The following is a 12,744-nucleotide window of genomic DNA, read 5'->3' as shown; positions in this document are numbered from 1 at the left end:
ATCCGTGCAGCGAGACATTGAGAATTTCAGTTACGGCTTTGGGGAGGAGGGAATCGGTTGTGGGAGATTGTTTCGATGAGAAGCAGCCTGTGTCAGCGGGGGATGATGTGCGTAGCTGTAAGGTCGGGAATGCTCCTGTTGAGTAGAGTGTCCGGTCGTGGCCAATGGAGAACTAGAAGAAACTAAGTAGGTAACACGGCATAATCAATAAACGGAGTGCCTGACAATCGTAAACTGTCAGGCACTTAAATCTTTGTTTGCGGGGCCGTTCAAGCCTTATGGCTATCCAAACTTGTCAGATATTCCTGAGCGTCTAAAGCAGCACGGCAACCCATGCCAGCAGCAGAGATGGCCTGACGATAGATCTTGTCGGTCACATCACCAGCGGCAAAGACTCCAGGTACAGAAGTGGTTGTCGATCCACCCTTGACCAGGATATAGCCGTCCTGGTCCAGATCAACTTGTCCATTGAGGAAAGCAGTCTGAGGGGTGAATCCAATAGCAACGAAAACTCCGTTAGCTGGAATAGTGGACTGCTGGTCAGTGGCTGTATTGCGAATATCCAAAGACGTCACACCACTATCGTCGCCATTAATCCGCGTGACGACCGAATCAAGAAGGAAGTTGATCTTGTCATTAGCCTTGGCGCGGTCCACCATGATTTTTGAAGCGCGGAAGCCTTGGCGACGGTGAATCAGTGTGACAGAAGAGCCGAAACGGGTCAGAAAGTCCGCGTCACCCATGGCAGAGTCGCCACCGCCAACAATAACAATCGGCTTGTCTTTGAAGAAGAAACCGTCGCATGTGGCGCAGTAGGATACCCCTCGTCCTGAGAACTCGCGCTCGCCAGGAACATCCAATTTACGATATTGCGAGCCAGTGGTGATAACGAGGGATCGAGCCTGGTATTCCTGGCCGCCATCCGTTGTTATCCGCTTGACGTCTCCGTTCAAGTCAACTGAGACGACATCGTCGTATTCAATCTGGGCACCAAAATGTTCTGCCTGATCGCGCATCTGATCCATCAGATCGGGGCCCAGTACCGCTTTAGGGAATCCAGGGAAGTTCTCTACTTCGGTGGTGTTCATAAGCTGACCGCCAGGCGTAAGAGCTCCAGCAATAACGAGTGGAGCGTATCCGGCTCTGCCAAGATAAATGGCGGCTGTGTAACCTGCTGGTCCGGACCCTATAACAATGGCATCATGAACAGTTTGCTTCATAACGCTACTGTATCCATGCAGGATGACCGAGGCACACGCGGTGGGCGAAAAGGGCGCTACTTATCTCACAGTAGGTTCGGTTCTGATAGGGGCAGGCTATTCTTGAACTATGGAGAAAACCGTGGTAGTCGCCATCGTGACCAATCTTGGGACGATTCTAGTGCTGATTTGGTTTATGCTCCGAGTTGATCGGTTGCTGCGGGAGCATCCTAGCCATCAAACAGATGATAAGAGTAAGGATGACAGCTGGCATAGCTGGCGTTTTTGGAATCCCCCAAGCCTTGAGGACAATGTCGACGAGTTGGACGCTGATTCTCCGATAAAAGACAAAAGCCTTGGGACTGGTGAGGATATGACTGCCATGACTGCTGACCGATATGTATCTTCAAGTCAGGAAGAATCTGTCGAAAGTTCTTCGCTCGCATCGGACAAGGACGAGGACGAGGAAGGTAGCAGAAATAAGTAAGACGTATCTAGCCAGGCCGTAGATAGTTCGATAAGGGTGGGGTGCGGTTTCAATTGTTAGTTCGATTTTACGAAAGTATGGTCTTTCAATAAGGACGGATGCGCTTGGGTATGTTGTACATGCGAATCCAATGACTTGCAGGGTATCCGCGGGTTTTTACCTATTTGCTTTGGATCGGTTGCCGGGGGGCAAAATGCGTAAGCTCTATGACTCGATGAATCAATTCTGATAAGGAGATTGTACTCATCAACGATGAGGATGTGCGAATCGGGGTAAATCAATCAGTACAACAATGCCGATAAAAGAACGACAATTTACTGGTGCGGTCTCGCCCGCGCTCAGAGTTCCTGCTGGCACAGTAGAGATGCGCGCTCGATTTTTGAAAGTATAGAGGCAGCGTTGCCTCAATGTAGTCGCGCTTGATTAATAAACGTCACGGTAAAGAAGCCTGAGCCGATTAATGCATAACCCGTAGTGATTGCGATCCTATGAAGGCTGTATTCATTTGCTCGAGGCCCGTATCTTTATTCGACTCGCACCGTTAACTGGCAGGATTCTCTGTCGGTCACAGGCGTTGTGGCATGCGGGGCTCTCGCTGGAGTTGATGAAGTAAGTTGATCATCCGAGAATGTTTCACGTGAAACATTCGATACCGACCATGCGCGCATGCATAGGCGTAGAGCAATATAGCACTGTCGTGAGTTGAATCCTGGAAGGTGACCAGCCATACCGGCATCGGCTATTTATTAGACCGCGTCTCTTCTGCAAGTCAGCCTAGTCGGCAATATAAAAGCAAGGACTTGATTGAACATACCTCCAATCAGCCTTGGCTTTGGTGGAGTAGTAAAGGCGAAGCGGGGGAGAGGAGAGGAACGGAGAAGTTGGGAGTCGAGATTGACGGATAAAGGGAGGGAGATAACCGAGGCAGAGTGGTGAGCAGTGAACAACTGACATTTGGCGGGTAGAGAAGAATGATGATGAGAATAATGAATGCAGAATAGAGTACCGGGTTTAATGATTACAAACTGTCAGTCCGTACTGTGTGTAATGTGCCCGTCTTGTGCACTATCTGCTCTGCCTGTATTTGCAAGCTATTTAAATTGCAAGTCCGCATGATACATATTGTGCAGTTTACACACCATATATCATGCGGACTTTGCTCATGCTAACCGAGTGGTAGGCAGAGCCAGGTAGGCTTTGAGGTCTCAGTTGGTTCGTTTTTGATTCAAAACCGATTGAACCAATGCAGTGTATAGCTCTGGCAGGTTGTAGCCGGCGGCCAGGGCTGATTGCGGTAGAAGCGAGGTGTCCGTCATGCCGGGCGCAACATTGGACTCCAGGAATTGCGGCTGACCTTGGGCATCGACGATGAAGTCGGTGCGCGAGATATCTCGAAGCCCCAGAGCCCGATGGGCGGTCAGTGCAGCATCGCTCACAGCCTGTGTGGTCTTGGCATCCAGTCGAGCTGGAACATAGAACTCCGTCGGGCCAGGTGTGGAGCGAGCCTCGAAGTCGTAGGTGCCTGAGGGGGTCCAGATTTCAAGCGGAGGCAAAACCAGGGGGTGTCCGTCAAACTCGAGGATGGAGACGGAGACTTCAGTGCCCGTGACAGCCTGTTCGATTAGTGCCACATCACCGTAGGCAAAGCAGTTGATCAACGCTTGAGTGAGCTGGCTCTGTTCCGTCACCATGGTGCAACCCATGGCCGAGCCGCCCATGGTGGGCTTGATGAAGAGCGGAAGTCCCAGCGAACCTAGAAGCATATCGATAACGGGTTCGACTCCCAGCTCGCGGAACATGGATTCAGGCAAGGTCACGGAATGTGGTGTCTGCAATCCGGCCAAGCGGACAACGTTCTTGGCGATGGGCTTGCTCCAGGCGGTCCTGGAGGCCTTGGCCCGGGATCCGATGTAAGGCAGTTCCGCCATTTCCAAGACATCACGGATGGATCCATCTTCGCCGTTGGCGCCGTGCAGCAGAGGCCAGACCAGATCAGGACGGGTCGACTCGTCGGTCAGGTAGGGCAGGAGCGAGCCATCCATGTCATGGACATGGACCGTCCATCCGGCCTCCTCCAGGAATCCCTGAACTCGATGTCCCGAGCTGATGGAGACATCGCGCTCATGGCTGAGGCCGCCGCAAATAACCAGGAGGGACTTATCAGCACGCTTGGTGGCCTTGCTCGCCAGGGAGAGGACATCGTCCATGGTGAATGGCGTGGCCTCGCGGGTGGAGCGGTGCGAGGTACGCCTGGCTCTTTTGGCCACTTCGCCAGCAGTCGTGGCTACGGTGGTGTCCGGGCTGTCGACTGTGGTCGGCGTCGCGCTCGCGGTTGTCTTGGTCTTGCCGACTGCGGGGGTTTTGCCGCCGGTCTGCTGCCGTGGTGTCTTACTGTGCTTGGCCGCCATGATTCAGCCCCTTTCCTTGCCGCTGTCGGGCTCGAACAGCCGGACGGTGGCGAGTTCATTCTCGATGACCGTGGACAGTCTGCGTATTCCCTCTCGGATTCGATCGGGAGTGGGGTAACAGAAGGACAGGCGCATATGGTCCGCGCCCTCCCCGTTATCGTAGAAGGCTGTGCCCGACACGTAAGCCACCTTGGCGGTGATTGCCCTGGGCAGCATGTCCTTGGCATTGAGCCCCTGGGGTATCTTCAGCCAGATGTAGAAGCCACCCTTGGGTTTGAGCCATGAACAGTAGGGCAGATATTCCTTCAGAGCCTCGTCCATGGCATCGCAGCGTTCCTTGTACATTCCCCGGTAATCGTTGATTTGCGATTTCCAATCGAAGTTGTCCAGATAGGTGGTGATGGTCATCTGGCTCATGTTGGAAGGACAAAGGATGGCCGACTCGTTGGCCAGAACCAGTTTCTGTCGGATGCCGGGAGGCGCAACCATCCAGGCCACACGCATGCCAGGAGCGATGATCTTGGAAAAGCTGCTCAGGTAGACAACGCCCTCGGAGTCGTAAGAGCGCAGGGCCGGGTAGGTTTGGCCGTCGAAGGCCAGCAGTCCATAAGGATTGTCCTCGACGATTAGCACGTGGTACTTCCTGGCGATCTCAATGACTCGTGGCCGCCGTTCCACGCTCATGGTGGCCCCGGCAGGATTGTGGAAGTTGGGCACAGTGTAGAGGAATTTGACCGACTTGCCCTGGCGGCGCTGCTCCAAAATGGTCTCCTCCAGAGCCTCGGGAATCAGTCCGTCTCCGTCCATGGCCACATTGACCACATCGACCTGGAAAGATTGGAAGACGCCCAATGCACCTACATAATTGGGTGCCTCGGCCAGAACCACATCACCGGGGTTGCACATAATCCTGGTGATCAGGTCCAGTCCCGACTGGGAACCGTTGACTATGACCACATCATCCGGCTGGACGTCCTTGATGCCTTCCAGCTCCATGATGGGCAGCACGTCTTCACGCAGGTGGGGATCGCCCTGTGCTGACCCATACTGCCAGGCCACCTGGCCCTTGCTCCGCAGCATATCGCCAAGCTGGTCGGCCAACTTGGCGAAAGGCATCCGGCCCAGATAGGGCATGCCGCCGGCCAGGGAGACCACCTCAGGCCGATTGGCCACGGCGAAGAGGGCACGAATCTCGGAGGCCCGCATCTGCTCGGCTCGTGTTGCATAGGAGCTATACCAAGGATCGTTCTTGATGACCTTGGACGCGATATTGGGATCATCCGCCATAACTGACTTCCGCCTTCCTGCCGCCGTTGTCTAAGGAAACTGTATTACCTGTGGGCGCTATGTAGGAGGAAAAATCCAACACATTACCATTTCGGTACACCCATAGTATCGGCATACGGATGGGTGGGCAGTCATGTCCGATTGACGGGGCCCATGGGGCCTGCAGGCAATTGCGGTCGACAAGTGGCCCGTGGGCCGACGTCGGGATGATTCGCCTTTGTTGCCGTCGACCCATAGTCATGCTCAGAAGACTTGGACGGAAGTGAAGCGCAGGGTATTTCCCGGCATACCATCCATGGGTACCCAGATGACCAGGTCCTGAGTCGTTGCCGGCTCGCGCAGGGTGACCTGGGTTGTGCCCGAGGCATCGAAGCTGAAGTCGGCCAGAGGCTGTCCCTGGTTGGGCTGAGCCGCTGTGGAATTCGCATAGATCTGGGCATGGCCACCGCTCTGAGGTGCGACGATGGTCAGGCGGGAGACCTCTTCCGGCTTGGTTAGATGCATATACCATCCATAGCCCTGCAGGCCGGCAGGCTTGTTGAGGAAGAGCTGGCGACTGGTCTGATAGGCTGTGGTGTTCTTGGGCTTGGGCGGATTGGGAACCTTGCCCGCCTTCTTGTCAGCGTGGCTGACCTTGTCGTTCCCGGCATTGGTGCCGGCCTGAGCCTGGTCGTCACCATTGCCATTGCTGGAGGGAGTCGCTTCGTCGCTCTCATTGGTCTTGCCGGGGAAGGGCACGTTGGACATGACCGGCCAGCCGCCCTCACTTTTACTGACCTCGGATCGGGATCCGGTAATGGTTGAGAGGGCCCAGACCAGGGCCACCACAACGATTATAGCCGCTATGGCGATGACCACTGAGCGAGTCGTGAAGCGTCCGAACAGACGGGTGTCAGCCATATCGGCTTCGTCATCCAGACCCTTATCCTGCTCATCGTCGGAAAGTACCGAGTATGTCACCGGCACGGGCATGGAGTGGATTTCAGGTGTGAAGCTGGGGGGCAGCGGCTCCATGACTGTGGTCTCTTGCTCCTCCTCATCGAAATCAGGGTTCTTAGAGGAACGGGCCACCTGGGCAGGGGCCACGGTCTTTTCAGAAGATGCGGCAGAAGGCGAATGTCCACTGCGAGCTGCAGGTTCTCCACCGCCTGCGATATGAGATTCAGCGGCGGCAGCTCCTGTTTGACGCGCATGCGAATCCACGTCGTCCTGTGAAGCGGTCCGGTTGGATATTGCTGTGGTCTGGCGACTGCCGGCCGTCGCATCATCCTGCGCACTGCCGGATTTGTGGAAGTCCCACTGGGAGAAGCCTCGCTCCACGGGATTGTCGGCAGTTACGCCGTTGCCGCTGAGAGCCTCGGAGGATTTACGCTGATCGTCTTTGATGGTTGGCATCCGTCCGGTCACAGCCTTGGACTCTTCCTCATTGGCCGCGGGCCTGGGCATTGTCGCCCTGAGTGCGCTCACATCCATGGCTGCGGTCTTGCGGGAGGAGCTGTTCAGCGAGCGTAGCCGCTGACGCTCGTCAAAGAGCGAGAAGAGATCCGTATCCGTGTCTTCTGGATTGAGCATCTCAATCTCACTGCGGCCGGGGAAGAGCAGTTGGTTGGTCTTCCAGTGCGGCTCATGGTGGGATACGGTCTGCGCGGCAGGCAGGGCTGAGGAGGTCAATCCCGCGGGAAGCGGGAGTACGTTCCTGGGGTCCACCGGGCGTAGGGCCACGGCCTCGATGGAGGCACGGCCGTCCAGCTCGGGCCAAATCAGATCGCTGTCGGTCAGCTCCTCGGGCGGGACCCAGGGGCTGAGCAGGGCCGAGAGCTCCGCCAGGGTGACCAGTGGAACCGGCATGGCTCCCTGCTCATTAGTCAGGCCCAGTCCACGCATGCAGATGATTTTGAACTCTTCCGGGGTCTGCTCGGGCAGCTCCTGCAGACTTGGCTGTCGTCCGTCCTGATCGGCCCGTCTGGTCAGCATGGCATAGAGCACGCCGGCCAGCCCGTGTATGGCATACTCCTCGTCCGTCAGTCCCATTTCAGTTGAGGCCGACGGGTGCTCGAGCATAGGCGATATGGGTGCATCGGCCAGGGTGATCGAGGCTGGCGCCAGCCTGATGGTGCTCGTGGAGACTGCATAGTCGACCATGCCGGCGGCATGTAGGGTGCGCATGGCCTCGGTGACCTCTCCCATGATGGTGCCGATGGCCCGGTTGCTGAGCGTTTCCCCGGCGGGTCCGTGCATGTAGTCCCTCAGGGACATACCGGCATCGGGGGCGGTGACGATCAGGGAGACCTTGTCACGGGTGTGCAGCTGGTAGACCGGGGTGAAGCGGCGGTCCTTGCTCAGCGCCAGGCTGGAGGCGTTGACGTTGATCCGGTCCATGCAGGTTGAATCCCCGGCGATGAAGAGCTGGCAGTCCCTGTCCAGGACCTTGTCCTTGGCCCGCCAGGCGCTCAGACCGTTTGCGCGGCGGAGCAGGGTGACCAGGGTATATCTGCCGAGGATGGTGTCTCCGATATGCGCGTTCATGGTTGCCGAGCTCTCATCAGAAGTGGGGCGTCGCCTGTAGTCGGCGACACCGTGGTGGACCTTGCTGTTCCTAGGTACAATCCTAACGGGTTGCGGGGTCGGAGGGGCCGGCGGAGGCCCGGCTATCGCGGATTCTCCATCAGTATCGGACTCATGGGCCTCTTCGAAGTTCTCCAGGGCTGCGTCCATGCCGGGCAGAGCGGAGTCAGGGGAGGAGGAGTGCACCACCCTGACCGAGCGGTCGGCCAGCCGGGAGGGTCGTCCCTGCAGAGTGTCCATGCTGCGGACGGGGTGCCGGGTTGCCCTGCCCAGTCGACGGGCCAGGTCGATCAGGAACTGGGTGAATTCCTCAGTGCGCAGGGCTACCAGGGTCACGACATAGATGACCGCCGTCAGCAGGGTGATGACCACGCAGATGAAGAGTGCCTGCACCCAGCTCATATGGCCCTGTCGGCCCTGAACCCAGGCGCCGACTAGGTGGGTCACCGGGGTCTTGACCGTCAGGGCGGCTGCCAGGGCCAATCCCGCAGCCAGGAAAGCCTTGGCGTAAGTTGTCAGAATCCGCCGCTCGTCCAGATTCCCCTGGAAGGGGCTGCGCAGCATGTGGGTCAGGACAGGGAAGCTGAGGATGCTGCTCAGGGACAGGCTCAGACCCACCAGCGCTGCCCAGTAGCGGGGAGGGAACAAGCGTATGGATACCAGAACCAGTGCTACTTGGATGGTGTTGGAGACAGCAGCGAAAATGAAAGGATGCCGCCCATCCTCGAAGGCGTAGAAGGTGCGCTGAATGAGCAGGAAGGCGCTTGAGGGGACCAGCCCCAGGGACAGGGTTATCAGCGGCCCTGAGATAAGGACAGACTCATGGACACTTACCGAAGGCAGCAGTGCTCGTGTGATGGGCACTGGAATTGCCAACAGGACTGCAGCGAAGAAGAACATGGCCAGTCCGACGTTGCGCAGGGCTTGGCTCAGCTCATTGCGGGCATCCCCGATGCGGCCGTCCGAAACCGCTTTGGACAGCTTGGGAAAGAGGGCCGTGCTGACCGAGACGGCTACCAGGGAATAGGGGAGGATGAAGAGCGTGTAGGCGTTCTGATAGGAGCCGTTGCCAGCGATGTCGAATGGGTTGCCTTCAAGGGGCGCGCCGTTGTTGATGCGGGCATTGACCACGTTGGCCAGCTGGTCGATGATGACCACGCACATGCTCCATGCCGCTACCGAGCCCATGGATCGCAGGCCGATTCCACGCAGACCCCAGCGAGGACGATAGCGGAAGCCGCTCATGATCAGGGGGATGAAGAGGACCAGTGCCTGGAAGGCCACGCCCAGGGTCCAGGCTCCAGCGGTCAGGGCCACCTTACCGTTGTCCCAGAAGCCGACCGGCTGATTGCGGGCGTTGCCGAACAGGAGGATGAAGGCCAGGAACCCCAGGCAGCTGATGACGTTGGCGCCTACCGAGCTCCAGGCGTATGCGGTGAACCGGCCCTTGGCGGCCAGGATCTGACCGAGGACCGTGTAGAGCCCGTAGAAGAAGACCTGGGGCATGCACCAGAGGGTAAAGGAGTTGGCCAGGGCCCGCTGGGCCGGGTTCCACTTGGAGTTCAGATAGATGGTGGTCAGTACCGGGGTGCCCAGCATCAGCAGCAGGGTCAGCAGGGCCAGGAGGACCATGGCGACCGTGATCAGCTTGTTCAGCCGGTCTGCTGCGTCCCGTTCCTTGAGGGTGCGCACGATCTGCGGGACCAGGATGGCGTTGAAGATGCCGCCTGAGATCAGGGTGAACATGACCTGAGGGATCATGGCGCCGGTCTGGTAGGCGTCGGCCGCGATCCCGGTGGTGCCTATGGCGGCTGCCAGCAGGATGGTGCGAATCTGCCCGGTCACGCGGGAGGCCGCGGTCCCCGTGGCCATGATGGCGGAATTGCGCCCTACGGAACTCATTCGTCCGGGTCCTTCGTACGGTGGAACTGCCGCCAGAGCCCCAGGAGTCCTAGGAGTACGGCGATGACGATGATGATTAGGCCGCTCATGTCGCTCAGTCGCAGATTGCTGGTGATCTGAGCCCGGCGCACCTGGCCGAAGGGGCGGCCCTGGCTGTCCAGCAGGCCGATGTCCACGTTGGCCCTGCCGGCTGCCGCCACCCTGACCTTAAAGGTCACTTGAGCCTCGGAGCGGGCGGGAATAACCACCTCCGCCATACGCGAGGTGACAATCTCCATGGAGTCGGTTCGAGCGCTGATGCGAGCGTATACAGGGTAGGGGTGGCTGTTGCTGACGGTGACGGGCATAGAGGCCGTCTCGCTGACCACGTTCAGGGACTCGCTGGGCGTGATGCTGATCCCGTCAAGGAGCCGGTGGGATATGGCCTCGGCCTGATCGGCCAGACCAGCGGCGGTTGCGGTTCCCCCCAAGGACTTCAGAGCCAGGTCGTCGTGGGTTGCGGTCAATTGGTTCAGCCACTGATGCGGGTCCTTGGGCTGGCGGGCGGTGGTGTCGGCATCTTGGCGGGCCAGGGCCTGACTGTCGGTCTTGCCTGCTGTGGCACTGGCGGTGGGTTGGGAATCCTGCTTGTTGTCAGCCAGAATGGAGGTGGCAAATCGGTCGATGTCGGCCCGGCTGGCAATCAGAGAGTCCAGAGTGCCTGTCGAGCCATCGCCGTGCTTGGTGCCGCTCTTGGTGCTGCCGAGCTCCATGGCCTTGAGCAAACCCGACGACCCTCCGGTGAAGTCGGGTGCCTTCATCAGATTGTCCATGGAGATCAGGTTGATCCACGGAGCATGCTCCAGTTCGTTCATGATCTGGTTTGCCTGTTGGGTGTCCTCATCGGCGTCGAAGCATACCAGGAGGGAGCGTTCGGCGTAAGGCTGTTCCATCTGGTAGAAGGCACTCTGGGCTATGAAGCGGGCCGTCTGCCCAGCCTGAGTCTGCTCACCGGTGGCGCGTGTGGAGCTGGGATGGCCCCTGGCCAGGTTGCTGAGCTCTCGCTGGGCCGACAGGACGGTTACCTTTCCGGCCTTGGTTTCGAAGGTGTACTTGCCGGTGTGGGCGGAGGTGCCGGCGTCGACCTCGAAGCCTTGGGGGGCGATGACCGTCTGATAGCCGGCACGTCGGGCGACGGTGATGGAGTCCATGGTCCACTCCTGTCGGCCCTGCCAAGCGTATATGCCAGGCGTTGCGTCAGCATAGAGCTTGGCTGCAGTCTGGGCGCTCCAGGACTCGGGGGTGACTCCAGCCTGGACATAACGGTCCTGACTCTGGGATGCATACCTGGTGATGTCGAAGTCGGCCGGCTGAATCAGCCCCTGAATCTGGGGACGGTTGGCGAAGGCGGACAGGTAGATCGGATCGCCCAGGGCCTGCAGGGACTTGTGCTTGGACAGCAGCTGGCTCTGATCCTCCTGGCGGCGGGCACCCTGGCGGGTCAGTGTCACATTCCGGTTTTTATCGTTGCCTGGGCCTGACTCGGATTTGGCACTGGACTGGGTCATCAACGCCGTCATGGCCCTGTCGTCAATATTCCAGTCCGAGGAGGTCAGCGGAAGGACCATGGTCAGGGACAGGGCGGGGGTGCCTGCGGTGGGCAGGCCATCCCAGGTCCTGGTCAGAAAGGTGAACACATCGCCCAGGACCCGGTCCTGATCGTCGCTCAGGGAGAGCCGGACAGGTTTGGGCCCCCAGCTGGTCATCTTCTTGATCGCGTCTTGATCAGTCGGCACGTTGACTGCAACCTCGATGCTCTGCCCGGCCGGGATTGTCGGTACGGTCTGCGTACCCAGCACGTCCGGGGTGGGGATGCGGGCGTGGCCTTCGGACCAGGCCTGCATGTCGACCCGGGAGCTGAAGGAGTAAAGGGCGCTGGTGGACACGCTCAGATGCGCATGCTTCATGGGCTGGCTCGCGGTGTTGGTCACAGCAGCGCGCAGGGCGTAGCCGGACTTGTCGGTCACCACCGGCGTCGACCAGCGCAGGGCCACCTCGGCTGAGCTCTGATGACTGGTGGCAGCCAGGGCTGTTGTCGGGTGCCAGGGGGTTATGACCAGGGCCAGCAGAAGGACAATCGCTAGCAGGATTCGAGCCCACCGAGCCCATCGATTAAAGGCATGGGTGCGCTGGCTGGTGCGCCCGACCGGGCGCAGGGGGGTCTGGATCATGGCTGTTTTTTGTACTTCCTCGCGTAGAGCCAGGCTATTTTACGCTCATTGGGGTAACTGAGCACCGAGGTCAGGTCGGAGAAGTCCACCCAGATGGCATCTTCGGCCTCATGATCGGGGTCGCCTTCCACGCTCAGGGATCCTCCGATCATCCGCAGGACGAAATGATGGACCAGCTTGTGGACCCGCTGGTTGGTTCCGGTGAACCAGTAGTCGATGGTGGCGATGGAGTCGGTCACCCTACCCAGTATCCCCGTCTCCTCATGGACCTCGCGCACCGCCGTCTGTTCGGGTGTTTCCCCCTTCTCGATATGCCCCTTGGGCAGGCACCATTCCAGATGGCCCGAGCGGGAGTGCCGGGCGATGATGGCCACCCGGTCATGCCGGTCGAAGATCAGCCCGCCCGCCGAATACTCGCGGACCACGGGCAGCTCCTGGGCATCCAGGGAGGCGAAGGTTGAAGGTCCTGAGGCATGCTTATGCCGGGGCATGAGGGCAGGTGTGGGAGCGTCATCCTCGGTCTGTATGCGCTCGCGGACCTGCGGATCCAGACGTTCGCTTACGGTTTCCACAAGATGGCCCCGCTTCTGCTGGCCGCGGGCATGAATGTCCGCAGAGTCGGCGCTATGCGCAAGCATGCGCGCCATGTCTGCGGGCGTAATCATACTCCAACTCTACGTAAGGTA

Annotated in this window: 7 protein-coding genes; 1 reads left to right on the top strand and 6 read right to left on the bottom strand. The window is 58.9% G+C overall.

Annotated elements, in window-relative coordinates:
• Positions 1 to 269: 269 nt before the first annotated feature.
• Positions 270 to 1,220 (bottom strand): thioredoxin-disulfide reductase, encoded by a 951-nt coding sequence (gene trxB, locus H3T89_RS08175; RefSeq protein WP_198216791.1) that lies wholly within the window; start codon positions 1,218 to 1,220, stop codon positions 270 to 272.
• A 121-nt stretch (positions 1,221 to 1,341) separates the two neighbouring features.
• Here trxB and H3T89_RS08170 point away from each other — a divergent pair, with 121 nt between their 5' ends.
• Positions 1,342 to 1,686 (top strand): hypothetical protein, encoded by a 345-nt coding sequence (locus tag H3T89_RS08170; protein WP_198204261.1) that lies wholly within the window; start codon positions 1,342 to 1,344, stop codon positions 1,684 to 1,686.
• Between the two features lie 1,205 nt (positions 1,687 to 2,891).
• Here the strand turns inward: H3T89_RS08170 and H3T89_RS08165 are convergent.
• The 5 genes from H3T89_RS08165 to H3T89_RS08145 form a co-directional block, all read right to left on the bottom strand.
• On the bottom strand, positions 2,892 to 4,094 hold the full coding sequence (locus H3T89_RS08165; RefSeq protein ID WP_198216790.1) for a D-alanine--D-alanine ligase family protein: 1,203 nt from the start codon (positions 4,092 to 4,094) through the stop codon (positions 2,892 to 2,894).
• Positions 4,095 to 4,097: 3 nt separating this feature from the next.
• The gene (locus H3T89_RS08160; RefSeq protein ID WP_198216789.1) at positions 4,098 to 5,381 is read right to left on the bottom strand and encodes an aminotransferase-like domain-containing protein; all 1,284 of its coding nucleotides are present in this window, start codon (positions 5,379 to 5,381) and stop codon (positions 4,098 to 4,100) included.
• A gap of 243 nt (positions 5,382 to 5,624) precedes the next feature.
• Complete coding sequence (locus H3T89_RS08155; RefSeq protein ID WP_198216788.1) at positions 5,625 to 9,848, bottom strand: lipid II flippase MurJ; 4,224 nt, start codon at positions 9,846 to 9,848, stop codon at positions 5,625 to 5,627.
• On the bottom strand, positions 9,845 to 12,058 hold the full coding sequence (locus tag H3T89_RS08150; protein WP_198216787.1) for a DUF6049 family protein: 2,214 nt from the start codon (positions 12,056 to 12,058) through the stop codon (positions 9,845 to 9,847). Before H3T89_RS08150 ends, H3T89_RS08155 begins: the two co-directional genes overlap by 4 nt.
• A complete protein-coding gene (locus H3T89_RS08145) occupies positions 12,055 to 12,696 on the bottom strand; it encodes an NUDIX hydrolase (RefSeq protein ID WP_373637670.1) in 642 nt (213 codons plus the stop codon). Before H3T89_RS08145 ends, H3T89_RS08150 begins: the two co-directional genes overlap by 4 nt.
• Positions 12,697 to 12,744 lie beyond the last annotated feature (48 nt).

Origin of the sequence: Bifidobacterium sp. W8114 (assembly GCF_016101165.1) — a bacterium.
Taxonomy (GTDB): domain Bacteria; phylum Actinomycetota; class Actinomycetes; order Actinomycetales; family Bifidobacteriaceae; genus Bombiscardovia; species Bombiscardovia asteroides.
This window is presented reverse-complemented; position numbering and strand designations above follow the sequence as displayed.

Coding starts and splice junctions, on each gene's coding strand:
- H3T89_RS08150 (WP_198216787.1), bottom strand. CDS start 12,058: ATGATCCAGACCCCCCTGCGCCCGGTCGGGCGCACCAGCCAGCGCACC.
- trxB (WP_198216791.1), bottom strand. CDS start 1,220: ATGAAGCAAACTGTTCATGATGCCATTGTTATAGGGTCCGGACCAGCA.
- H3T89_RS08165 (WP_198216790.1), bottom strand. CDS start 4,094: ATGGCGGCCAAGCACAGTAAGACACCACGGCAGCAGACCGGCGGCAAA.
- H3T89_RS08160 (WP_198216789.1), bottom strand. CDS start 5,381: ATGGCGGATGATCCCAATATCGCGTCCAAGGTCATCAAGAACGATCCT.
- H3T89_RS08155 (WP_198216788.1), bottom strand. CDS start 9,848: ATGAGTTCCGTAGGGCGCAATTCCGCCATCATGGCCACGGGGACCGCG.
- H3T89_RS08145 (WP_373637670.1), bottom strand. CDS start 12,696: ATGCTTGCGCATAGCGCCGACTCTGCGGACATTCATGCCCGCGGCCAG.